The 23,215-nt window shown below is 70.8% G+C and carries 18 protein-coding genes; 10 read left to right on the forward strand and 8 right to left on the reverse strand.

All coding sequences use genetic code 11. The features are described 5' to 3' along the window. The first annotated feature begins 168 nt into the window (after positions 1–168). Together D451_RS26585 and D451_RS0116005 are read left to right on the forward strand one after the other, a co-directional pair. Entirely contained in the window at positions 169–642 is a 474-nt protein-coding gene (locus D451_RS26585; protein WP_017535171.1) for an NUDIX hydrolase, read from the forward strand. Positions 643–1,007: 365 nt separating this feature from the next. Then, positions 1,008–3,032 (forward strand): PhoX family protein, encoded by a 2,025-nt coding sequence (locus tag D451_RS0116005; protein WP_026125114.1) that lies wholly within the window; start codon positions 1,008–1,010, stop codon positions 3,030–3,032. 83 nt (positions 3,033–3,115) lie between these two features. On the opposite strand, the gene D451_RS0116010 is transcribed toward D451_RS0116005, so the two are convergent. Both D451_RS0116010 and D451_RS0116015 read right to left on the reverse strand, forming a co-directional pair. Beyond that, positions 3,116–3,565 carry a GNAT family N-acetyltransferase gene (locus D451_RS0116010; protein WP_014908975.1) on the reverse strand — a complete coding sequence of 150 codons (450 nt, stop codon included), beginning with the start codon at positions 3,563–3,565 and terminating at the stop codon, positions 3,116–3,118. 59 nt (positions 3,566–3,624) lie between these two features. Continuing rightward, positions 3,625–4,908, reverse strand: a complete 1,284-nt coding sequence (locus D451_RS0116015) for an isochorismate synthase (protein WP_017535172.1) — start codon at positions 4,906–4,908, stop codon at positions 3,625–3,627. A gap of 292 nt (positions 4,909–5,200) precedes the next feature. Here D451_RS0116015 and D451_RS0116020 point away from each other — a divergent pair, with 292 nt between their 5' ends. From D451_RS0116020 to D451_RS0116045, 6 genes are all read left to right on the forward strand, one after another. After that, complete coding sequence (locus D451_RS0116020) at positions 5,201–6,832, forward strand: glycoside hydrolase family 10 protein (RefSeq protein ID WP_026125115.1); 1,632 nt, start codon at positions 5,201–5,203, stop codon at positions 6,830–6,832. 158 nt (positions 6,833–6,990) lie between these two features. Beyond that, positions 6,991–7,392, forward strand: coding sequence for a TOBE domain-containing protein (locus tag D451_RS0116025; protein WP_014908847.1), 402 nt, complete (start codon positions 6,991–6,993; stop codon positions 7,390–7,392). Further along, positions 7,385–8,206 (forward strand): molybdate ABC transporter substrate-binding protein, encoded by an 822-nt coding sequence (modA, locus tag D451_RS0116030; RefSeq protein WP_017535173.1) that lies wholly within the window; start codon positions 7,385–7,387, stop codon positions 8,204–8,206. Before D451_RS0116025 ends, modA begins: the two co-directional genes overlap by 8 nt. Further along, positions 8,203–9,027, forward strand: a complete 825-nt coding sequence (locus D451_RS0116035) for an ABC transporter permease (protein ID WP_017535174.1) — start codon at positions 8,203–8,205, stop codon at positions 9,025–9,027. Before modA ends, D451_RS0116035 begins: the two co-directional genes overlap by 4 nt. Beyond that, positions 9,027–10,127, forward strand: coding sequence for an ABC transporter ATP-binding protein (locus D451_RS0116040; protein WP_017535175.1), 1,101 nt, complete (start codon positions 9,027–9,029; stop codon positions 10,125–10,127). Before D451_RS0116035 ends, D451_RS0116040 begins: the two co-directional genes overlap by 1 nt. Before the next feature lie 185 nt (positions 10,128–10,312). Continuing rightward, positions 10,313–10,657: a DUF3040 domain-containing protein gene (locus tag D451_RS0116045; protein WP_017535176.1), complete on the forward strand. Its 345-nt coding sequence runs from the start codon at positions 10,313–10,315 to the stop codon at positions 10,655–10,657. A gap of 128 nt (positions 10,658–10,785) precedes the next feature. On the opposite strand, the gene D451_RS28660 is transcribed toward D451_RS0116045, so the two are convergent. The 3 genes from D451_RS28660 to D451_RS0116060 form a co-directional block, all read right to left on the reverse strand. Next, positions 10,786–13,788 carry a penicillin-binding transpeptidase domain-containing protein gene (locus D451_RS28660; RefSeq protein ID WP_017535177.1) on the reverse strand — a complete coding sequence of 1,001 codons (3,003 nt, stop codon included), beginning with the start codon at positions 13,786–13,788 and terminating at the stop codon, positions 10,786–10,788. Between the two features lie 385 nt (positions 13,789–14,173). After that, a complete protein-coding gene (locus D451_RS0116055) occupies positions 14,174–15,520 on the reverse strand; it encodes an FAD-dependent oxidoreductase (protein WP_017535178.1) in 1,347 nt (448 codons plus the stop codon). A 282-nt stretch (positions 15,521–15,802) separates the two neighbouring features. Then, positions 15,803–16,486, reverse strand: coding sequence for a lysophospholipid acyltransferase family protein (locus D451_RS0116060; RefSeq protein WP_014911110.1), 684 nt, complete (start codon positions 16,484–16,486; stop codon positions 15,803–15,805). A gap of 234 nt (positions 16,487–16,720) precedes the next feature. Here D451_RS0116060 and D451_RS0116065 point away from each other — a divergent pair, with 234 nt between their 5' ends. Beyond that, the gene (locus tag D451_RS0116065; RefSeq protein ID WP_014909514.1) at positions 16,721–17,374 is read left to right on the forward strand and encodes a cyclase family protein; all 654 of its coding nucleotides are present in this window, start codon (positions 16,721–16,723) and stop codon (positions 17,372–17,374) included. A 534-nt stretch (positions 17,375–17,908) separates the two neighbouring features. On the opposite strand, the gene D451_RS0116070 is transcribed toward D451_RS0116065, so the two are convergent. The 3 genes from D451_RS0116070 to D451_RS0116080 all read right to left on the reverse strand — a co-directional run bounded on the left by D451_RS0116070 (position 17,909) and on the right by D451_RS0116080 (position 21,968). After that, positions 17,909–19,987, reverse strand: a complete 2,079-nt coding sequence (locus tag D451_RS0116070) for an FUSC family protein (RefSeq protein ID WP_026125116.1) — start codon at positions 19,985–19,987, stop codon at positions 17,909–17,911. Between the two features lie 95 nt (positions 19,988–20,082). Further along, the gene (locus D451_RS0116075) at positions 20,083–21,291 is read right to left on the reverse strand and encodes a coiled-coil domain-containing protein (RefSeq protein ID WP_017535180.1); all 1,209 of its coding nucleotides are present in this window, start codon (positions 21,289–21,291) and stop codon (positions 20,083–20,085) included. A gap of 134 nt (positions 21,292–21,425) precedes the next feature. Further along, positions 21,426–21,968, reverse strand: a complete 543-nt coding sequence (locus D451_RS0116080) for a GNAT family N-acetyltransferase (protein ID WP_014912202.1) — start codon at positions 21,966–21,968, stop codon at positions 21,426–21,428. Positions 21,969–22,283: 315 nt separating this feature from the next. Here D451_RS0116080 and D451_RS0116085 point away from each other — a divergent pair, with 315 nt between their 5' ends. Further along, a complete protein-coding gene (locus tag D451_RS0116085; protein ID WP_014911988.1) occupies positions 22,284–23,213 on the forward strand; it encodes a LysR family transcriptional regulator in 930 nt (309 codons plus the stop codon). Positions 23,214–23,215: the final 2 nt, after the last annotated feature.

The following is a 23,215-nucleotide window of genomic DNA, read 5'->3' on the forward strand; positions in this document are numbered from 1 at the left end:
CTGCCTTCGGTCGACGGATCGTTCTCAGCGCTCAATCTAGTCATTTCCCTCGCTCCGCCGGGTGCTTTTCCGAGGATTCTCCCATCGGGGTCGGATTCGGTACCGGTGGATGTTCCCCGGCGAGGCCGTGAGGGAACCGGCGGAGCGCCGGAAGGGCGGGACGGCGGGATGAGCGATGTGCGCGAGGTACGGGACAAGGCGTTGTGCTACGTGGTGCGCGACGGACGGCTGCTGGTGTTCCGGCACGTGGACGCCTCCCCCGAGGAGGTGGGGCTCCAGGTTCCGGCGGGGAGCGTACGTCCCGGAGAGACGCCCGAGGCCGCAGCGCTGTGCGAGGGACGGGAGGAGACCGGGCTGACCGGGCTGCGCGTCGTACGCCCGCTCGGGGTGGTCGAGTACGACATCACCCCCTATCGATTCGAGGTCCAGCGGCGTCACGTCTTCCACATGGAGGTGGACGGCCCGGTCCCCGAGCGGTGGACCTCGTTCGAGGAGCACGACGGGGTGGGGGAGCCGACCCGCTTCGAATGCCTCTGGATCCCCCTGTCCGCCGGGCACGTGTTGCAGTCCGGACAGGGGGCTCTGCTGGGGCGGCTGTACGACCCTCCTCGAGATCGTGACGGACGAGCGCGAGGTCGGTGACGTCTTTCGGGACATCGGTCTCCGGAGGCGTTCGGGGCCCTACGGCACGGGGGCTCCGACCCTCTCCTCGAAAACACCCGGCCTCACCTGGGCGAGGCTTGTGGAAGTGCGCGGTGGGGTAGGCGAGGATCACCAAGAGGTCCGACGGTACGTGTTCGTGTGACCGCTCAGCGTGCGATCACCACAGTCGTGCGCGGGAGTTGAGGGTGAGTTCACCCCGGTTTCACCCGAGCGTGTGGAATCTCGGCCAAGGTCGAGATCGACCGGCAGGACCCCACTGCCCGCACTACTCCGTGCCCCCCCGAGCGGAGCCCCGCAGCCCCCTCGGGAAGGTGCGGAGCAGACACGATTCCCGAGGAGAACGCGTGCCCGAATCCGCGCCCCGTCGTCGGATGCTGCCCCTGATCGGCGGCGTCGGCGGTGGTCGATCCGCGAAGACCTGCCTGTACCGCTGCGGCAACGCCTGCTTCCACCCCGAGCCGAACAAGAGCGACAACGCCTACTTCGGCGACATCTTCCAGGGGGTGCTCTCCCGCCGTAGCGCCCTCAAGGGCGCCCTGGTCGGCGGTGGTGCCGGAGCCCTGGGGTTGGCGGCGCTGAGCCCGGCGGCGGCGGACAGAGGTCCCGGACGCCCCCACCCCTCACCTCGCCCCACCTTCAAGAACGTCCTGCCCAACAACCGGGACGAGGTGAGCGTCCCCGAGGGCTACGACCACCACGTCATCGTCCGTTGGGGCGACCCCGTCCTGCCCGACGCCCCCGAGTTCGACTTCGAGAACCAGACGGCCGAGGCGCAGGCGAAGCAGTTCGGCTACAACTGCGACTACGTCGGCTTCTTCACGCTCGACGACGAGCGCGGCCTGCTGTGGGTCAACCACGAGTACACCAACGAGGAGCTGATGTTCGCCGGATACTCCGGCGGCGCCGAGGCCGACCTCGAATGGATCCGGGTGGCCATGGCCGCCCACGGCGGTTCGATCGTCGAGTTGGAGCGCGTCGGCGGCACCGGGCAGTGGAGGCTCGTGACCGAGGGCGAGCGACCCTTCAACCGCCGCATCACCGCCGACACCCCCTTCCGGATCGCCGGCCCGGCGGCAGGCCACGAACTGCTGCGCACCGAGGCCGACCCCGAGGGCGTCCTGGCCCGGGGCACGATCAACAACTGCGCCGGCGGTATGACGCCCTGGGGCACCGTCCTCAGCGGTGAGGAGAACTTCCACCAGTACTTCGTGGGCGCCCCCGACAACGAGGCGACCTCCCGTTACGGGCTGTCCACCGGGTACTCGGGTCGCCGCTGGGATCGGGTCGACGAGCGTTTCGACCTGGCCAGACACCCCAACGAGGTGAACCGCTTCGGCTACATCGTGGAGATCGACCCGCACGACCCGGACTCCACCCCGGTCAAGCGCACGATGCTGGGCCGTTTCAAGCACGAGGGCGCCAACGTCAACCTCACCGAGGACGGCCGGGTGGCCGCCTACATGGGCGATGACGAGCGCTTCGACTACATCTACAAGTTCGTCAGCGCCAAGAAGTACGTCGAGGGCTCCCACAAGCACAACATGACGCTGCTGGACACCGGCACGCTCTACGTGGCCCGCCTGGAGGGCAACAGCCCCGCGGAGGAGATCGACGGCACCGGCGCCCTGCCCTCCGACGGCGAGTTCGACGGCACCGGCGAGTGGCTGCCGCTGTGCTCCGACACCGAGAGCTTCGTCGAGGGCTTCTCCGTCGCCGAGGTGCTGATCCACACCCGTCTGGCGGCCGACAAGGTCGGCGCCACCAAGATGGACCGTCCCGAGGACTTCGAGCCGAGCCCGGTCACCGGCAAGGTCTACTGCGCCCTGACCAACAACAGCGCGCGCGAGCCGGGCCAGGCCGACGAGCCGAACCCGCGGGGCCCCAACAAGTACGGCCACATCCTGGAGATCATCGAGGACGGCGCCGACTCGGCGGCCACCACGTTCTCCTGGATCGTCCCGATCGTGTGCGGCGACCCCGAGGACGACAGCACCTACTACGCGGGCTTCGACAAGTCGAAGGTCATGCCGATCTCGGCGCCCGACAACCTGACCTTCGACAAGCACGGCAACCTGTGGATCTCCACCGACGGTCAGCCGGGCAGCCTGGGGATGAACGACTCCCTGCACGTGGTCCCGGTGGAGGGTCGTTTCCGCGGTGAGCTGCGGACCTTCGCGACCGTCCCGGTCGAGGCGGAGACCTGCGGCCCGCTGGTCACGAAGGACCAGAAGACGGTCTTCCTCGCGCCGCAGCACCCGGGCGAGAACGGTACGGCCGAGGAGCCGACCAGCCTCTGGCCCGACGGGGACTTCCCGCGTCCTTCGGTGGTGTGCGCCTGGCACAAGGGCGGCCGCGACGTCGGCACCTGATCCTTCGCCTCGGGATCCGTTCCCGAGCCGAGACCACCGGCCCCGGTCCCTCCGTCGTGGGGGAGGACCGGGGCCGGTTCGTGTCAGAGGTCCCGCCCGAAGCACAGGCAGCCGGGCGCGTCCGCGTAGGAGCCGAAGGCGGGGACGGGAGAGTAGCCCTCCCGGGTGTAGAAGCGCACCGCGTCCGGCTGCCGGTCTCCGGTCTCCAGGAGCAGCCGTCTCCAGCCGAACTCGCGGGCCCGGCCCTCCAGGTCGCGCAGGAGGGCGGGGGCGGCCCCGCTCCCTCGACGCTCCGGCAGCACGAACATCCGTTTGAGCTCACCCGAACCGTCGCCCAGGTCGCGCAGGCCTCCGCAGCCCACGGCGGTGCCGTCCTCGTCCCGCACCACCACGAACACGGTGATGTCGGCGGCGGAGGGAGGGGTGCCCGCTTCGGAGTCGGGGGTGCCGTAGCGGACGGCGATCTCCCGACGCTGCCCTTCGCGCAGCGCGGACGCCTCGGGATGGTCCCAGGGGATGCTTTCGACGTTCATGTCCGAATTCTGTCGTGCTCGTGTTTCACGCGTGTGAACCGCGTGCCCGAGCGCGGGTCTCAGGTTTCGGGGTCGGTGAGGGCCTCGCGCATCACCCGGAACTTGGACTCGGTCTCGGCGAGCTCGGAGGCGGGGTCCGAACCGGCCACGATCCCGCAGCCCGCGTACAGACGTGCCCGGGAGCCCTCCACGTGGGCACCGCGCAGGGCGATGCCCCATTCGGCGTTGCCCGCGCCGTCGACCCATCCGACGGGGCCCGCGTAGCCGCCCCGGTCCATGCCCTCGACCTCGGCGATCAATCGCATGGCGGTCTCGGTGGGGGTCCCTCCCACGGCGGCGGTGGGGTGCAGGGCGGCCACCGCCTCCAGGGCTCCGACCCCGGGGGACATACGCGCGTGGGCCCGAGTGGCCAGGTGCTGGACGTTGGCGAGTTTGAGCAGGTGCGGCCAGGCCGGAACGGTGAGCTCCTCGGTGAGGGGCTCCATGGCGGCGCGCAGGGAGTCCACGGCCAGGCCGTGCTCCTCCACGTCCTTGGCGGAGGACATCATCTCCCGCCCCAGACGGTGGTCGTCCTCCTCGTCCACGCCTCGGGGGCGGGTCCCGGCCAGGACCAGAGAGGTGAACTCGTCCCCCTCCAGTCGCAGGAGGAGTTCGGGCGTGGCGCCGACCATGCCGGCGACGGAGAAGGTGAAGCAGCCGGGGAAGCGGGTGCGCAGCCGCTCCAGGAGGACGCGTACGTCGATGGGGGAGTGGGCCTCGGCGTGGGCGTCGCGCGCCAGGACGGCCTTGTCGAGTTCGCCGGACCGGATGCGGGCGACGGTCGAGGCGACCGTGTCCATCCACACGGCGTCGGTGAGGGAGCCGGGTCTCCAGTCGACCGGACCGACGGGGCGGGGTTCGGTGACCGGCCACAGCAGTTCGCGCGGATGGTCCCCGGGGGCGTCGGTGATGGTGGTCAGCCAGGACCGTCCTTCGCGCCGTCCCACGATCACGCGGGGCACGATCAGCGCGGAGCCGCCGGAGGTGGGGGCGAAGGCGAAGGTGCCGAAGGCGACCGGGCCGGTGCCGGGCAGGCCGACCTCGTCCTCCACCTCGGCGTGTTCGAGGAGTTCGGCGAACCGGCGCGCGGCCGTGGTGAAACGGGTGATGTCGGTGGGCGGGGTCCCCTCGGGGGAGGGCTCGGGGTCGAACCGCGCCGCCTCACCCCAGCCGACGATGCCTTCGTCCCCGGTCAGCCAGGCCAGGGGAGCCCCCTCCGGCAACCGCCGGACGAGGCCGTCCGCGCGATCGCGCAGAGGGACGGTGCGGACGAACAGTTTCGGTGGGGTCAACGCGGCGTTCACAGGGATCGAGTCTAGGACGTCGCCATCGTGTCCGGATCACGGCTCCTCGCAGGTGGGGAGGGGCGGGGTGAGAGCCGGGAACGAGGCATCACCGGTGAGGGGACGTGGTCGAGGACTCGTGCCCGGACCGGGGTGTCCCGTTGACCCTCGGTGACATTCCCGTTCCCTCCAAGGTGCGACGTTGTCCACACCTTGGCCGAATCGTGTCTGAAAATTGACATCTTGTCCTAATCTGGTTCGCGGCGTGGCGTCATGGGACGGCGGCGCGCGAACACCTTTGAGGAGATGGTCGATGCGTTCCATGGCACGGGCCCTGACCAAGCCGCGCGCCGGAGGCCGGTGGGCCGCGGCCGCCGCCACGGCGACGGTACTGCTGGCGGGCTGCTCCGCCGGCGATGACCCGGCCTCCGACGACCCGCGCGCACCGGGCGGAGAGGGCATCGCCGCCCCTGCGGTCTGCCCGGCGGACGACGACAAGCGTCAGATGCGCGGAGCATGGCTCACCACCGTGCGCAACATCGACTGGCCCTCGGAGCCCGGCCTGTCCGCGGACGAGCAGAAGGCCGAACTCGACGAGTGGCTCGACGACTCCGTCGATATGGGACTGAACGCGGTCTTCCTGCACACCAGGCCCACCGCCGACGCCGTCTACGACTCCGAGCTGGAGCCCTGGGCCCGCTACCTCACCGGCGAGCAGGGCGGCGACCCCGGCTACGACCCGCTGGAGTACGCGGTGGAGGAGGCCCACAAGCGCGGCCTCGAACTGCACGCCTGGTTCAACCCCTACCGTGTGGGTCTTCAGGACCCCGACGTGGAGAACCTCTCCGACGACCACCCCGTCAAGCGCAACCCCGACTGGCTGGTCGACTTCGGCACCGAGGCCTACGTCGACCCCGGGAACCCCGAGGTCCGCGAGTGGGTGACCTCCGTGATCATGGACGTGGTCGACCGCTACGACGTCGACGGGATCCACTTCGACGACTTCTTCTACCCGTACCCGCAGGAGGGCGCGACCTTCGACGACGACGCCACCTGGGAGGAGTACGGAGGCGACTTCGACGATCGGGGCGACTGGCGGCGCGACAACGTCGATCAGCTCATGCGCGACGTCCACGGTGGGATCCAGGAGAGCAAACCGTGGGTGAGCTTCGGCGTCTCCCCGTTCGGCATCTGGCGCAACGACTCCACCGACCCGTCCGGTTCGCCCGGCTCGGGCCTACAGTCCTATGACGCCCAGTACGCCGACACCCGCACCTGGATCCAGGAGGGGACCGTCGACTACGTGGCCCCGCAGCTCTACTGGGAGCGAGGTTTCGCCACCGCCGACTACGAGGCGCTGACCGACTGGTGGGCGAACGAGGTCGAGGGCACCGACGTCGACCTCTACGTCGGCCAGGGCGCCTACCGGCTCGGTGAGAGCGGATGGACCGGTGACGACGCGCTGAGCACGCAGCTCGACTACTCGGGCGAACTCGACCAGGTCGCCGGCGACATCTACTTCTCCATCAAGAGCATGCGCGACAACCCCGGCGCGGTGGATCACCTGTTGGAGACCCACTACGCCGACCCCGCGCTGCCTCCGACGATGACCGACCCCGAGGGCGAGGGGCCCCGGGTCGGCTCGGTCGACGACGTCGACGCCCGACTCGTCGACGGGAACGTCGAGGTGGAGTGGGACGAGATCGAGGGGGCCCGCTTCTACGCGCTCTACCGCCTGCCGGCCGACGCGGTCCGGGCGCTGGAGGACGGCGACGACGACGCCTACTGCGCGGCCCTGGACACGGCGAACCTGGTCGGCATGACCGGTGAACCCACGTTGACCGACACCGAGCCCCTGGAGGAGGGGGCCGGTTACGTGGTCACCGCCCTGGACGACTTCCGGGCGGAGGGGCCGGTCGGCGAGATCGTCGACGTTCGCGGCTGAGACCACGAGCGAGAACAGGAGGGCCCGTTCCCAAGGGGGGCGGGCCCTCCTGTCATGTTCCCTTTTGGCATAAGCGACAGATATCGGCGCTGAAAGCTAGGATCTGCTAGGGGAAAATCCCTGAAATCCTTGCATCTGCGACTAGTAGGGTCTCCTCCATGCCGACCTTCCAGATCAGTGAGGCCGCCGAACTGCTCGGCGTCAGCGCCGACACGGTGCGCCGTTGGGTCGACTCCGGTCGACTGGCCGCCGAGCGCGACGCCTCCGGGCGCCGCACCCTCGACGGCGCCGTACTCGCCGACTTCATGCGCTCCGGAACCGACGAGGACCCCGCGCTCCGGGTCTCCTCCGCCCGCAACCGTTTCAAGGGTCTGGTCACCGGCATCGTCCGGGACCGGGTGATGGCCTCGGTCGAGATCCAGGCCGGGCCGCACCGGGTGGTCTCGCTGATGAGCCGCGAGGCCGCCGACGAACTCGGACTGGAGGTCGGGGCCGCGGCCACCGCGGTCGTCAAGTCCACCAACGTCATCGTCGAGTCCACCGGAGGACGGCATGCCTGAGATCCCCCCGAGAACCCGCTGCGCCGGAACGGGCGTGTACCGGGCGTGCGCCGTCGCGGCCGCCCTGGCCCTGGGACTCACCGCCTGCTCCGGCGACGGGGGCGGGGAGAGGACGGAGAACGTCGAGCTCACCGTCATGGCCGCCGCCTCTCTCACCGACGTCTTCACCGAGATCGCGGAGTCCTTCGAGGAGGAGCACCCCGAGGTGACGGTCGTCCTCAACTTCGCGGGCAGCGGCGAACTGGCCCAGCAGATCGCCTCCGGAGCCCCCGCCGACGTCTTCGCCTCGGCCGACACCACCACGATGGAAAGGGTCGTCGAGGCCGGCGACCTGGACGCGGACTGGGCCGCCGAACACGGAGAGGAGGGGCTGGTGTTCGCCACCAACACCCTCATGATCGCCGTGCCGCCGGGCAACCCGGCCGGGGTCTCCTCCCTCCACGATCTGACGTCCGAGGACGTCTCGACGGCCTTCTGCGCCGACGAGGTGCCCTGTGGGACCGCCACCGGGATCGCTCTGGAGGCCGCCGGGCTGGAGGTCGCCCCCGTCACCCTGGAGGAGGACGTGCGCGCGGTCCTGACCAAGGTCGAACTCGGCGAGGTCGACGCCGGACTCGTCTACGAGACCGACGTCATCTCCGCCGGGGACCGGGTCAAGGGGATCGGGTTCCCCGAGGCGAAGGAGGCCCTCAACGAGTACCCCATCGGCGTGCTCGCGAACTCCGAGTCGCCCGAGCGGGCCGCGGCCTGGGTCGACTTCGTCACCGGACAGGGGGCTCCGATCATGCGGGAAGCGGGGTTCGGCACGCCGTGACCGCTCCAACGCCCCGAGTCGGTCGCGGCCCCTCCGGCAACGGGACCGCACGGGTCCCCTGGGTCCTCGTCCTGCCCGCCCTGATAGGGCTCCTCTTCCTGCTCCTGCCCCTCGTCGGCCTGCTGGTCCGCGCGCCCTGGGCCACCATGGGGCGCAGGATCGTCGACCCCGACGTGCTGACCGCACTGTGGCTGTCGCTGTCCACCTCCACCGCGGCCACCCTCGTCTCCCTGGTCCTGGGGGTGCCTCTGGCCTGGTCGCTGGCCCGCACGGAGTTCCCCGGACGCCGACTGGTCCGGGCCCTGGTCACCGTCCCCCTGGTGATCCCGCCGGTGGTGGGCGGCGTGGCGCTGCTGCTGGTGCTGGGGCGCAACGGCATCGTCGGCCAGTACCTGTACTCCTGGTTCGGGCTCACCCTGCCCTTCACCCCCGCGGCCGTCGTCGTGGCCCAGGTGTTCGTGGCCATGCCCTTCCTGGTGATCGGTGTCGAGGGGGCCCTGCGCGGCGCCGACCGCCGTTACGAGGAGGCCGCCGCCACCCTGGGGGCGGGGCGTGTCACCGTCTTCACCCGCGTCACCCTGCCCATGATCCTGCCGGGGATCGGCGCGGGGGCGGTGCTGTGCTGGGCCCGGGCTCTGGGCGAGTTCGGCGCCACCATCACCTTCGCCGGGAACTTTCCCGGCACCACACAGACCATGCCACTGGCGGTCTACATGGCCATGCAGCGCGACCCCGAGGCCGCCATCGTCCTCAGCCTGGTCCTGCTCCTGGTCTCCCTGGCCGTCCTGGCCACCCTGCGAGAGAGGTGGATGAGCGTCTGATGGCCGCACGGGAACCCCGAACCCCGCTCGACCCCGCCCCGACGTCCGACGGAGGGCTCGACGCCGACCTCAGGCTGAGCAGGGGGACGTTCACTCTCGATGTCCGTCTCACCTGTCCGCCGGGGGAGGTCCTGGCCCTGCTCGGGCCCAACGGGGCCGGTAAGACCTCGGTCCTGCGGGCCCTGGCGGGGCTGACCCCGCTCTCCGACGGGCACGTGTTCCTGGCCGGGGAGGATCTGACCACCACCGCCGTCGAGCATCGCCCCGTCGGCGTCGTCTTCCAGGACTACCTGCTCCTGCCGCACCTGAGCGCGTTGGACAACGTCGCCTTCGGTCCTCGCTGCCAGGGGGCGGGGAGGACCGAGGCGCGAAGGCTGGCGATGGAGCTTCTGGAGCAGATGGGGTTGGCCGAGTACGCGTCGGCCAGACCCCGACGTCTCTCCGGAGGGCAGGCGCAGCGGGTGGCCCTGGCCCGTGCCCTGGCGGTCCGTCCCGGGCTGCTGTTGCTGGACGAACCCATGGCCGCCCTGGACATCGGCACCCGGGCGACGGTGCGTTCGCGGCTGCGACATCTGGTGGAGGGGTTCGAGGGGGCGACCGTCCTGGTGACCCACGACCCTCTCGACGCCATGGTGATGGCCGACCGGATCGCCGTCATCGAGGACGGTCGTCTGGTGCAGGAGGGGAGCCCCGCGGAGGTCGCCCGCCGCCCTCGTACCTCCTACGTCGCCAGACTGGTGGGGCTCAACCTCTTCCGGGGCGAGGCCTCCGGGACCACCGTGACCCTGGAGGGCGAGGACGGGAGGGGGCCCGTGCGCGTCGAGGCGGGTGACGGACACCGGGGGCCGGCCCTGGTCGCCTTCCCACCCCGGGCGGTGGCCCTGTACCGGGAGAGTTCGGGGGGAAGCCCGCGCAACGCGTGGCGGCTGACGGTGGCCGGGGTCGAACGCTTCGGGGATCAGGTCCGGGTGCTTCTGGAGGGCGGGCTCTCCCTGGCCGCCGACATCACCCCGGCGGCCCTGGCCGAGTTGGCGCTGACCAGGGGGAGCGAGGTGTGGGCCGTGGTGAAGGCCTCCGAGGTCGAGTGCTACCCGGACTGAGGAGCCCTTCCTCTCGCTGGGCGATACAAACCTCTCGAATCGTGAAAATACATCTCATACGAGGTCAGAGCGCTGAAAACGGGCATGCAGAACCTGGGGGTGTTCGGATAAGCGGATCTCACTCGGGGGAGACTGTAGGACACCCGGTGACGACAGTCCTTCCCCCGGCGGCCGAGGAGGGTGCCATGTCCCTGAGAGAGCACGAGCGGAGAATTCTCGCCGAGATCGAGCGACAGCTCAGTGAGGAGGCTCCCAGGCTCGCCGACCGGTTGTCGTCCTTCGAGAGCGATGATCCCGACGCCCCGGTCGATCCCGGGCTGCGGAGTTGGAAGCCCTGGGTGGCCTGCGGTCTGATCGCGGCGGTCACCGTGGGGCTCCTGATCGCTCTGTTCGTCCTCACACCGAGTGTTCCCGGACCGGACACCCCGCGGGCGGGGAGCGCCACGGAGAGCACCGAGACGGGCGGGGATCTCGCCGCGGAGGCCGTCGCCACCGGCGGCTCCTCCGTGCCGGTCCACCCGGCCGACTGACCGGACGGGGCACGAACACCGAAGCCCCTTCCGGGCGTCGGGCGGCCGCGCGCGCCCTCGCGGCCGCCCACCGGGGATGACGAAGGCCCCGACGATCCGGAGATCGCCGGGGCCCATCGCGCACTCGACTACAGCGCGTTGGTGAACTTGGCGGCCAGCGGGCCGGCCACGGCCGAACCGCCACCGCCGCCCTCGACCACCAGGGCGAAGGCGACGTCGCCCTTGTAACCCACCATCCACGCGTGGCTGGGCAGCTCGTCGTCCTCGTCGGCGTCGTCGGCGGTACCGAACTCGGCGGTACCGGTCTTGCCGTACACCTCACCCTGGAAGTCGACGCTCTTGGCGCTTCCCTCGGTGATCACCGCGCGCATCATCGGACGCAGCGTTTCCGCGTTACCGATGGCGTTCGGCTCCGGCAGGTCCTCCCGGGCCGGTTCGGTGACCAGCACCGGGTGCCGCCAGGAACCGTCCGCGATCGCCGCAGGCACCGTGGCCATGTGCAGCGGCGAGGTGAGGATCTGGCCCTGGCCGATGCTCTGCGCGCCCAGCATGGTGGCGCTGTCCACGGGCGGGAAGCTCGGCTCCTGGACGGGCACGCCGATGTCCAGCGGGGCGTTCATCCCGAACCGCTCGGCGGCCGCCTGCAACGAGTCGGACGACAGGTAGCGCTCCACCTCCTGAACGAGGGAGGTGTTGCAGGAGGTCGCGAACGCCTCCGTCACCGTCTGGTCGCCGTATTCGGCGCCGCCCGCGTTACGGAACGGCCAGCCGCCCAGGTCGTACTCCTCGGGACAGTCCATGGTCGTGTCCATGGACAGACCGTTCTCCAACAGCGCGCTGTAGGTGATGATCTTGAACGAGGAACCGGGCGGGTACTGACCCTCGAACGCCCGGTTGAACCCACCGGGGACGTTCACCGCGGCCAGGATCTCCCCGGTCGACGGACGCACCGCCACCAGACCGGCCGGATCGTCGGCGCCGATGATGGCGCTCGCGGCCGCGCTCTGGACCCCCATGTCGATGCTGGTGGTGATGGACTCGCCGTCGGAGCCGTCCAGCGTCGCCACGGTGTTGTCCTCGGTCGCCTCCAACGAGTCGGGGTCCTCGGCCTCGGCGGAACCGACCATCAGGATGGTGGTCGCCGCCTCGCCGGCCAGCCGCTCCTCGTAGGTGCGCTGGAGCCCGCTCTTGCCCACGATGTCGCCCACACTGTAGGCCGGGCCCAGACGCTCCACGTCGTCCTCGTCGGCCTCGCCGACCGAACCCGCGATCATCTGGAGCGAACCGGACACGTCGGGGGCGTCCAGACGGGTGCCGTCGGCGGCCAGGATCTGACCGCGCTCGCCCCACACCGTGGTGCGGACCAGCACCTGGTCCTCGCCCAGCCCCGGATAGGCGACCTCGGGCGAGAAGTCGATCAGCCACTCGCCGTCCTCGCGCACGAGCGGCAGTTCGCCCTCCCAACCCCAGTCGTCGGCGTTGGTGAGCGAGAGGGTCACCTCGTAGGAGGCGGTACCGGCGCCACCGTCGACGACCGGGGCGCCGATCTCCACGTCGACGCCGTCCACACCGAGACCGGCGTCGATCCCGCCGAGGATCTCCTCGGCGTCGGCACCGGTGGTCACCTGGGCCAGGGCCGCGTAGTCGCGTTCCTCCCAGGCGGACTCGTAGGCGGCGACCGCCTCCTCGGGCTGCGGCATGGTGTAGATGTACCAGGACACGCCGCCGCCGATCAGCGCCAGCACGACCACGGCCGAGATCACGCCGATGAGCAGGCCACGGCGGGACTTCCTCTTCGCCGGAGGCGGCCCCGGGTCGTAGGCGTCACCGTCGTAGGGGTCCTCGTCCGGCCCGTACGGTCCTCCGGGTCCGTCCGGACCCTGGGGGCCGCCGGGGCCCTGTGCCCCGCCCGGCCCCTGGCCGCTGTAGAGGAACTCATAGCCCTCTCTCCGCGGCGGCTCGGCCGCGGTGGACCCGTCGTCCTCGGCGGGTGGAGGGACCGATCCGGGATAGGGGGTGTCGCCGTTGTAGGCGGGCTGTCCGCCGTAGGGCGTCTCTCCGTGGCCGACCGGGACCGGTACGGGCACCGGGTCGTGCCCGTCGGAACGCTCCTCATAGAAGGAGGGCTCCCCGGGCTCGGAGTAGTGGGGGGCCGAAGGGGAGTACGCCGTCTCGTGAGCGGCCTGATGCTCGTTGGACACCGCGTCCGGGTAGGGACGGTCGTCGAAGGCGGACGGGGAGGAGGCGTTCTCCTCGGTCGGGGCGGTGCCCCATTCGCCGGTCGAGGGCTCGCTCCGGTAGGGGTCCGGTTCCCATCCGGTGGGCTCCTCGGCCTGCGCGGGCCGTTCACCGGTCGGGGGCTCGCTCTGGAACGAGGGTGTCTCCCAACGGAGGGGCTCCGGGGAGTGGCTCTCCTCTGTCGGGGCGGTGCCCCGTTCACCGGTCGAGGGCTCGCTCCGGTAGGAGGGTGTCTCCCAGAGAGAGGGCTCGGAGGGGGCGTCGTTCTCCTCTGTCGGAGCGGTGTCCCATTCGCCGGTCGGGGCCTCGCTCCGGTAGGGGGCCGGTTCCCATCCGGTGGTCTCGGAGGAGGCGCTCTCCTCGGTGGACGCGGGCCACGCGTCGGTCGAGACAGCGTCCCGGTGAGAGGACGCCTCCCAGAGAGGAGGCTCGGAGGGGCCGTCGCCCCCGGCCGGCGCGGGCCGTTCGCCCATCGAGGACTCGCCCTGGAACGAGGGCGGCTCCCAGCGGGCGGGCTCCGGCGGAAGCGGAGGGTCCCAACGACGCTCCTCGCGCTCGGGCGCGACGTCGTCCAGATCGATCCGCTCGGGGCGCTGGTCGGGGCCGTCCGGTTCCCTGGGCAGTTCCCAGGGCTCGGTGATGGGGTCGTGTCGACCGGGGCGGGGGTCCCACGACTCGGCGGCGGGGAGGCTCGGCTCGGACGAGGGCGGGACGACGGGGTCCGCGGGACGCGGATGCTCGAGGCCGAAGTCGCCGGTGTCCGTGGGGCGAGCCCCCGGTGGCCGCTGGGGGATGCGGTAAGGGTTCTCCGGGCGCGGCCGACCTGCCTCGGAACCACCCGTGTAGTCGGGTGGTCCGGAGGAATCCGGCTGCCGGGGGGACCGTTCGTCCACGCCTGTGACCGTCCTTCGTTACGTTTCCTGGAGACAACACGATGCCCCACTCCCACCTCGGTGGGAGCGGGGCACGAGGTTGATGGTCGGCATGGCGGTCGCCTCTCGGCGCGGGGCACAACGGGGCTCCTGGCCGTTCGGTCGGCCCGCCCCGAAGGGCGGGAGCCGAACGCGGTATTCCGCGAAGGCAATAGTTGAGGCCCGGGGGACACTTGCTACCACACCGACCAACAGTGACTCTAACCCATCGACGCGGGGTCTTGTTCCACGAACTTCGGGAGAGACGCATGCGCTATCTCACGGTGCCGGGCGGACGCGGAACGGGTGGGAAGAAGAGGGCCGGCCCCGCAGAGGGGCGCGGGGCCGGCCGGGAACTCACACGTGGCTAGGCCTGACGTGCGACGTTGGTCTGTTCCTCACGGGTGAGCAGCTTCAGGCGCTTGCGCCCGCGCTCGGCGCCCAGCTCCTCCTCACGGGCCTCGATACGCTGCCACCCTTCCCAGGTGGTGTATTCGACGCCGCGTTCGGTCAGCAGGGCCCGGAAGGCCGCCGGGTCGGGCTCCACCGCGGGGGTGAAGGAGTCGCGGTCGGAGACCAGGTTGGTGACGGTCTCCAGGGCGTCGCCCTTGGTATGGCCGATGAGGCCCACAGGACCGCGCTTGATCCAGCCGGTGGCGTAGACCCCGTCGACGGGCTTCTCGTCCAGGTCCAGGACCCGGCCGCCGTCGTTGGGGACCACACCGCGGTCCTCGTCGAAGGGCAGGTCCACCAGGGGCGAGCCCAGGTAGCCGATGGCACGGTAGACGGCCTGGACCTCGGTGTCGACGTACTCGCCGGTGCCCTTGACGCTTCCGTCGCCGGCCAGTTCCATGCGCTCGGTGCGCAGGCCGGTGACCTTGTCCTCGCCCAGGATCTCGACCGGGGAGTGCAGGAAGTGCAGGTGCAGGCGGCGCTCGGCCCCGCGCGGGTCTCGGATGGCCCAGTTCTGGAGGACCTTGACGTTGGTCTTGACCTGGTTGGACTCCTCGCAGGCGGCGAGGCTGCCCTCGTCCATGTCGAAGTCCTCGGCGTAGACCAGGACCTCGACGCCGGGCTGCTTGTCCAGCTCGCGCAGCTCCATCGGGGTGGCCTTGCACTGGGCGATACCGCGACGGGCGAACACATGCACGTCGGTGATCTTCTTGGCGCGCAGGCCCTCGTAGACGTTGTCGGTGATGTCGGTCGACAGCAGGTCGTCGGCGTCCTTGGCCAGGATGCGGGCGACGTCCACGGCGACGTTGCCGGCGCCGATCACGGCGACGCTCGTGCCGTCGACGTGCCAGGACGGGTCGACGTCGGGGTGGGAGTCGTACCAGAAGACGAAGTCGGCGGCGCCGTGGCTACCGGGCAGGTCGACGCCGGGGATGTCCAGAGGACGGTCCCGATCGCTGCCGGTGGCGAAGACGACGGCGTCGTAGTGGTGGCGCAGATCCTCCAGTTTGAGGTCGACGCCGTACTCGACGTTGCCGTAGAAGGTGATCTCCGGCTTGTCGAGGATCTTGTGCAGGGCTCCCTGGATCTGCTTGATCCGGGGGTGGTCGGGGGCCACGCCGTAGCGGACCAGTCCGTAGGGGGAGGGCAGCTTGTCGAGGATGTCGATGCTGACGGACGTGCCGCTCGCGGATAGGGACTCGTCCTTGGTGAGCAGGTCCGCGGCGTAGATTCCCGCCGGGCCCGCACCCACGATTCCCACTCGCAGTGGTCGCGTCATCGCACAACTCCAAGTCTTCGCGCCAGGGTCGGACGCCATCTCAAGGTAAGGCTTGCCTAATCTATCCGGTGCCTTCACCGGCATACCCCACTATAAAGGTGGGGAATTCTGCTCACTCCCACGGGGGCGTCGGTGACGCCCCGTGTGCTCTCCCGGGGCGGGATCGCAGGCCAGAGGCCGGATGGGGGCCGGGTTAAAGGCCCTTCGGTCTGTGGTCAACGCTCCTTCAAGGGAGAATGAGCCCCGAGGTCGGTGTGGGGAAAGTCACCGCTGCTCCAGTTCCGCCTTGACCGAGGCGGCGAACCTGGGCACCCGCTCCTGCCCGGACAGCTTGGCGATCGCGTCCATGATGGCGTCGGTCGCCTCGCGGCGCGGACGGGCCCGACCCGCCTGGCCCTTCCACGGGGACAGGTCCACCGGCTCGCCGAAGCGCACGCCCACCCGATTGAACGAGGGCATCTTGCGTCCGGGCGGCAGGATGCGTCCGGTGCCCGCCAGTGCGACCGGGACCACCGGGGCGCCGGTGGTCAAGGCCAGCCAGGCCAGCCCGGTCTGGCCCCGGTAGAGGCGGCCGTCGGGGGAGCGGGTGCCCTCGGGGAAGATGCCGAACACCTCACCGCTCTCCAGGACGCCCAGGCTGTTGTCCATGGCCTCCTGGGCGCTCTGGCCGGGGCGCCGGTCCACGGACAGGGGGCCCAGGGCGCGCAGGCCCCGAGCCAGAAGCCTCTTCGCCCAGGTGCTCTCGTCGAACAGTTCGCGCTTGGCGATGAAGCGCACCTGGCGGGGGCAGGCCACACCGATGAAGAGAGGGTCGATCACCGAGAGGTGGTTGGCGGCCAGGATCACCGGTCCGCTCGCGGGGATGTGTTCACGCCCCTCCACACGCTGAGGCCACATCACGCGCGTGGCGGGTGTGACGACGGCCTTGGCCGCTCCGTAAAGTGACACGATGGAGTCGCCCCTTCTCGGTGGGTGAGGGTGTGCTGTGGAGGTGGCGGGGCCGGGAGGAGCGGTGGCCCGCGACGACTCCATCGAGCTTAGCGGTGGTCGGAGCGGGAACGTGGTGGTCGAAGACCGCCTCGTGGCACTGTCGTGATCCAGGCCACCCGCGCTAGGCTGATGGTCTAGACCTCTGGCCAGGGTCAGAGGGCCTCTTCCTGATGCGAGTGAGGAAACACAGCCATGCCGAAACCGGTCGACGTCAGCCACCAGATCACCGACGGAATGGTCACGGTCCCCGGCATCCCCCGACCGGAGATCCGCGAGAGCTCGGCCTTCGCGGGCCAGACCCCCGGCCACGGAGACGGTGGCGGCCACGTCACCCTGCCCGGAGCCACCGGCACCCACATCCAGATCCCCGCCCACCCCTACCGGGACGCCGCCGACCCGGCCGACCTGGACCTGGAACGCGTCGCCGACCTGCCCGGCATCGTGGTCGACGCCACCGACGGTCGACAGATCGGCCCGGAGGCCTTCGCCGGACGCGACCTCGAAGGCCGCGCCGTCCTGTTCCGCACCGGCTGGGACCGACACTGGCGCACCGAGACCTACGGGACCTACGAGCACCCCCACCTGACCGAGACCGCCGCCAAGGCCCTCGTCGAGGCCGGTGTCACCCTGGTCGGCATCGACTCCACCAGCGTCGACGACACCTCGCCGATCACCGAGGGCTCACGCCCCGTCCAGGCGGTCCTCCTCGCGGGCGGGATCCCCGTGGTCACCCACCTGTGCCTCCTCGACCGGCTGCCCGCCGAAGGGTTCACCTTCTACGCGGTCCCCGCCAAGGTCCGCGGCATGGCCGCCTTCCCCGTCCGGGCCTTCGCCCTCGTGGAGTAGGGGAGGGGGCTCACCACCCGGGGCCGGTGCACGCGGTCTCCCGCCTTCACCCCAGGGGGTGAGGTGGGAGGGCGTGTGACCGTTACCCCCTGCTGGGGTTGGGGCCCGAGAGTGTTTGCTTTGCGCCTCCGCTTCGCTTCGGGCACCCCCCTGAAGTTGATGTAGGAGGACACGTACCGCTCGCACCCCCCGTGTCTGAGGTAGGAGATCGCGTACCGGTCACACCCTGCTGGGGTCGGGGTCCGAAAGTGTTTGCTTTGGCCCTCCGCCGGCGCTTCGGGCACCCCCCCTGTAGCCGAGGTAGGAGAACGCGTACGGGTCGCACCCCCTGGGGTTGAGGTGGGAGGGCGTGTGACCGTTACCCCCTGCTGTGGTTGAGGCCCGAGAGTGTTTGCTTTGGCCCTCCGCTGGCGCTTCGGGCCGTGTTCGGGCGCCAAGGGAGGCGGGAACCTTCGGCACCTACGGTGTGGTCACTCGTTCCTCGCGACCCCACCTGCGGCACCTCCAGAACCCCGCCGGCGCCCGGACGGGCACCTACAGGTCGGCGTCGGTGTCGTCCTGGGCGCGGCGGCGTTCGCGGCGGGCGCGACGTTCGGCCTCTTGTTGGGCGGCGCGCTCGTCCTGGGCGACGGCGCTGGTCATCGAGTTGGCCAGCGCCCGCAGCTCCATGTTGATCCTGGGGTAGGCGGGCAGGCGGGGGAGGGCGCCCAGACGTGGGGTCCGGCGTTCCTCCATGGCCACGATGAGTTCCTGGAAGGCCAGGTCCACCCGTTGGAGGGTGATGGCGCCCGCAGGTTCGGGGTTGCGGTCCTGGGAGAGCGCGGCCAGTGCCAGGTAGCCGATGCGCTGGGTGGCCACCACCACGGGCCACAGGGGGCGGGTGGAGGCGGCCTTGGGGGCATCGCCGATGGCGCTCTCGTACACTCCGCGGAGGCTGACGGCGGCGGCCCGCATGTCGCGGCGCAGCCGGTAGCGGCGCTCCTCGGTGATCTCCACGTCCGGGTCCAGTACCGCCTGCATGCACTGGCGGGTCTTCTCCAGGACGTTCGCGATGGCCTGGGGGAGCCGGGTCGCGGAGGCCTTGCGCCACAGCAGCAGTGACCCGGCCAGACCGAAGGCGGACCCGACCAGGGTGTCGATGATCCTGGACACCACGAGGTCGCTCACCGGGTAGGGGTTGGCGGTGTAGGACAGCATCAGCGCCATCGGGGTCAGTAGCACGGAGGCGTAGAAGAAGTTGCGGGCGACCACCAGCTGGGTGGCTCCCTGCAACAGTCCGGCCAGCACGATCACCACGAACAGCGGCGGGTGCGACATGATCAGCGCGGCTCCGGCGAGGACCCCCAGCAGGGTGCCGAGCGAGCGTTGCACGGACCGGTTCAGGGTGAGGACCACGTTTCCGGCCTGGAGCACCGACGTGGTGGTCAGCGCGACCCAGTAGTAGTGGTCCAGGCCGAGCCACAGACCGAACGCCCCCGCGGCGGTGACGGTCAGCCACATGCGCATGGCGGTGGGGCGGATGAGGGAGTCGCGGCTCAGGCTGGAGCGCAGTGCCGACCACAGGGCCGGGTAGCGCTCGTCGTGCAGGGTGGCGGTGCGGCGTTCGTCCTCCTCCTGGGCGCTGCGTCGGGCCGCTTGGGCGGCGCGGGAGAGCAGGTTGTACAGACGCGCCTCCAGGGATCGGGGGCGCATGCCGCGGCGCAGTTCGTCCAGGGACTCCGGGTCGGGGGCGCGGGAGGGGTCGGCGACGGCGACGGCCATCCGGTCGGCGAACTCGGCGGCCTGGTCGGGAAGGGGCGTGGGGCGGGCCAGGCACACCTGGGTGGCGGACAGGTGGATGTCGGAGACCCAGCGCAGCAGGGCGCGGAGCCGGGCCGCCTCGGCGGTGGTGCGGTAGCCGCGGGTCTGGCCCAGCAGCACGATCCGCCAGGAGTCGGCCACGGCCACCGACGCCTGGTGTTGGGCGTGGTCGAGTTCGGGGGTGCCCACGGCGCGGAGCAGGGTGGCCAGCGCCCGGTAGGCCCCGGCGACCGCCTGGTACTCGGGGTGGCGGGCGCGGAAGGGGGCGCCGGACATCGACACCGTCCAACCGACCGCGGCGCCCAGGGCGGCGATCAGCGCGTGCAGGGGCACGTCGGCGACGCCGCTGGGCGCGATGGTGGAGATGGTGGCGACCAGGACGAAGAACATCGGGCCGGGCTTGTCGACCCGCCAGGCGGCGCACACCCAGGTGGCGAGTCCGGCGGTCAGGCCGATGGAGGCCACGGCGGCCCAAGGAGACAGCGAGGCGGCCAGGGAGTTGACGGCCACCGCGGCGACGAAGCCGAGCCCGACCAGGGCCAGGGCGGCGGCGCGGTAGGCGTAGGGCGTCTTCTTCTCGTACAGGACGGTCATGGAGCCCAGCGCGGCCAGGGTGCCGACCTGGGCTCCGAAGAGGAGCGAGGCCAGGGCGAAGGAGACGGTCATCGCGATGGCGGCCTGGACGGCGGTGGTCCAGGCCCAGTGGCCGGTCTCCAGCCCGAAGAGCGCCTTGAGGTCCACGCGCGGGCGGGGGCGTTCGCCCACGGTCGCGCGTTCGGGTCCCCGGTCGGACCCGCCCTCGCCCAGAGGCATCGGGCCGGTCTCACCAGTGGTTCCCAGATCTCGCACGGCCCCCATCCTAAGCCGAGATATCGGTACGAACGGGACTTCTCGGGTGGGAGGCCGGGTCAGCCGGACCGGGGAGCGGCCTCTTCGTGCTCCTTCTCACGTAGGGCCCGGAGTTCGGCCTCGGCCCGTTCCGCCCGCTCCAAGGCCAGGTCACGGGCCTCCTCGGCGGTGGAGAGCCGCGCGGCCCCCGCCTCTCGGGCCTCGGCCAGGGTGATCTCGGCCTGGCGGCGTTGCCCCTCCAGTTCGGAGGACAGCCGTTCCCGGTCCGCGGCGGAGCGGTCCAGTTCGGCGGTGAGGCGTTCGCGTTCGGCCTCGGCGGCGGCACGGTCCGATTCGAGACTCCGTCGGGCCCGGTCCAGTTCGGCGCCCAGACGTTCGCGTTCGGTCTCCAGCTCCCGGGCGGCCCGGTGGGCCAGATCCTCGGCCCGTTCGGCGCGTGCCAGGGCGTCACGGGCGGACCGTTCGGCCCGGTCGAGCAGGCGGGACCGTTCGGCGAGCTCCTCGCGCAGGACCTCGGCCTCCTTCCGGGCCCGGTCCAGGGTCCGCGCGGCCTCGGCGCGTTCGCGTTCGGCCTCGGCCCTTGCCCGTTCGACGGTCTCGGAGATCCGGCGTTCGGCGGCGGCCAGACCGGCGTTGGCCTCGGCCGTCGCGGCGTCCCGTTCCAGGAGCGCGGTTCGGGCGGCCTCCTCGTGACGGTCGCGTTCGGCCTCGGCGGCGTCCCGGCGGAGCAGGGCCTCCTCGGTCATGCGTTCGGCGTCCTGGGTGGCGGCGACGGCCGCTTCGGTGGCCTCCTCCGCCGATCTGCGGGCCGATTCGGCCTCGCGGCGGCGGTTCTCCGCCTCCAGACGGGCCGAGTCGGCCTCCGAGATCCGGCGGGAGGCCTCCAGACGGGCCGCCTCCACCTGTGCCTCGGCGGCGGCCGGGTCGGACATCGTGGCGAAGGCCTCGGTGGCGGCCTTCAGGGTCGTCTCCAGCTGTTCGGTCTGGACGGCGAAGCGGGTGAGCAGGTCGTCGGCGCGCAGACGTGCCGTGGTGACCGGTTCGGCGTCGCGGGGCGCGGCGACCGGGGAGCGCTCCTCGCGTTCGGCGCGGGCGTCGTTCTCGGCGCTCTCGGCCTCCTGGGCGAGCCGCTGGCGTTCCTTCCAGGCCCGCCAACGCGTGTGTTCTGGCAGGTCGCAGTATTGCGGCGGGCGCCCGGGGGAGGAACCGCGGGGGACCGGTCGGGTACAGCCGGGAAAGACACAGGTGCTGGAGTCGGAGGAGGCCACGGGGCGAGCGTAGCGTTTTCGGCCTCGACGTGCCGGGGTGTGTCGCGGGGCGCCGCCGGGGCATGGGAAAGCCCCCGCGCGGGACGTGGGTGAGACCGCGCGGGGGCCGGTTCTGTGGGCCTGTGCCGAGAGGGTCAGTCGTGGGCGCCGAAACCGTCCACGCGGCAGACCATGGTGGTGACGAAGGGACGGAAGCCCTCCTGCTCCAGGAAGTCGATGTCCTCGGAGGCGGTGGCCAGGGCGGAGAACTCGATGTCCCGGACGCCCATGGAGGCGAGCTGCCTACGGATCTCCTCCAGGAGCTTGGAGCCCACCCCGGTGCCGGTGTACTCGGGGTCGATCGCGAAGGTCTGCACCACCGCGATGCGTTCGCCCCGGTCCCAGCTGCCCTGGGAGCTCTCTCGAATGGTGACCATCGCGTAGCCGGCGAGGTCGCCGTCGTGCTCGGCGAGGATCGCCATGGTCTCGGGGTCGGCCAGCCACGCCTTGTACTGGGCGCGGCGTCGTCGCCAGGACTCGTCCAGGCCGACGGAGCTGATGATGTCCTCGAGGTGGGGGTTGGTCATCGTGTGCTGCTGGTGGAGGGCGCCCCACAGGTCGGCGAGCTCCTCCACCTCGTGAGCACCGAGGTAGCGGAAACCGAGAACGTCGACGCTGCCAGGTCGAGGTTTGGTCATCAGCGAATTTTGCATGTTCTTCTCACCCGTTCCACCGACTTGGGCACTGGTCTCCCAGGATGCCGCTCGAAGCGGATCCGTGGTTGAGCTGTGCGTCCGACTGTACGTGTCGGGGAAGGCGCTGGGGGCCATGACACGGAGAAAACCCGGCATGTGATCACTAAAGGAGAAGAAAGTGCAATCTTTCTTCCTGGTGTCCTCAAAGCCCGTGGTGGTGGGGGTGGTCGGACGATGTGCAGGGAATCACCCGCAAAGAAGTCGTCATCGGACCGAAACCACGTCGATATTCAGGCGTTCTGTCATAAATTGGGACACATGATCGACGTTCGGCGCTTGCAGCTTCTTCAGGCCCTCGACCACCATCGCACGGTGGCCGCCACCGCGGAGGCGCTCAATGTCACGCCGTCGGCGGTCTCCCAACAGCTCGCCGCCCTGGCCAAGGAGGCCGGTGTCCCCCTCGTCGAGCGCCAGGGACGCCGCTTCCTGCTGACCGGTGCCGCGCGCGTGCTGCTCAAACGCGCCCACGTGATCTTCGCGGAGATGGAACGCGCCACCGCCGACCTGGCCGAGTACGCCGACGGCGACCGGGGCGTGGTGCGCGTGGGCTCCTTCTCCACCGGCATCAGCGACCTGGTGGCCCCCGCCCTGGCCCGACTGCGCGACAGCCACCCGGGTTGGAGCTTCGAGGTCGTCCAGGCCGAGCCCGAGGAGAGCGCCGAGATGGTGCGCTCGGGCCGTCTGGACGTGGCCGTCACCATGTCCACCAGCCACCTGCCCCCGGCCGGGGACCCGGATTTTCGCAGCGACCCGGTCATGGTCGAGCTCTTCGACGCGATCCTGCCCTACCAGCACCCCCTGGCGACCCGGACCAGCCTGCACCTGGCCGACGACCTCGCGGACGAGGACTGGATCATGTCCGCTCCGGGCACCGCGTGGAACGCCTGTGTGACCGCCGCGGCCAACCAGGCCGGCTTCCAGCCGCGCGTCGTGCACACCGTCGACGACTTCAGCGCCGTCTTCGCGATGGTCCAGTCGGGGCTGGGCGTGGCCCTGATGCCCCGGTTGGCCTGGACCGGGCTCAACCTTCCCCAGATCGTGGTGCGCGGGGTACGCGAGACCGCCCGACGCCACATCCTCGTGCTCTCCCGTGCGGGCGCCACGCCCGAACCCCTGCTCACCGCGGTCCGAGAGGCCGCCAGCAAGGTGCCGGTCCCCTCGGTGGGACCCTTCGCGATAGCGGGCTGACC

This window comes from Nocardiopsis alba DSM 43377 (assembly GCF_000341225.1).
In the GTDB taxonomy this organism is placed as follows: domain Bacteria; phylum Actinomycetota; class Actinomycetes; order Streptosporangiales; family Streptosporangiaceae; genus Nocardiopsis; species Nocardiopsis alba.

Coding starts and splice junctions, on each gene's coding strand:
- D451_RS26585 (WP_017535171.1), top strand. CDS start 169: ATGAGCGATGTGCGCGAGGTACGGGACAAGGCGTTGTGCTACGTGGTG.
- D451_RS0116010 (WP_014908975.1), bottom strand. CDS start 3,565: ATGAACGTCGAAAGCATCCCCTGGGACCATCCCGAGGCGTCCGCGCTG.
- D451_RS0116020 (WP_026125115.1), top strand. CDS start 5,201: ATGCGTTCCATGGCACGGGCCCTGACCAAGCCGCGCGCCGGAGGCCGG.
- D451_RS0116025 (WP_014908847.1), top strand. CDS start 6,991: ATGCCGACCTTCCAGATCAGTGAGGCCGCCGAACTGCTCGGCGTCAGC.
- modA (WP_017535173.1), top strand. CDS start 7,385: ATGCCTGAGATCCCCCCGAGAACCCGCTGCGCCGGAACGGGCGTGTAC.
- D451_RS0116040 (WP_017535175.1), top strand. CDS start 9,027: ATGGCCGCACGGGAACCCCGAACCCCGCTCGACCCCGCCCCGACGTCC.
- D451_RS0116045 (WP_017535176.1), top strand. CDS start 10,313: ATGTCCCTGAGAGAGCACGAGCGGAGAATTCTCGCCGAGATCGAGCGA.
- D451_RS0116065 (WP_014909514.1), top strand. CDS start 16,721: ATGCCGAAACCGGTCGACGTCAGCCACCAGATCACCGACGGAATGGTC.
- D451_RS0116070 (WP_026125116.1), bottom strand. CDS start 19,987: ATGCCTCTGGGCGAGGGCGGGTCCGACCGGGGACCCGAACGCGCGACC.
- D451_RS0116080 (WP_014912202.1), bottom strand. CDS start 21,968: ATGACCAAACCTCGACCTGGCAGCGTCGACGTTCTCGGTTTCCGCTAC.
- D451_RS0116085 (WP_014911988.1), top strand. CDS start 22,284: ATGATCGACGTTCGGCGCTTGCAGCTTCTTCAGGCCCTCGACCACCAT.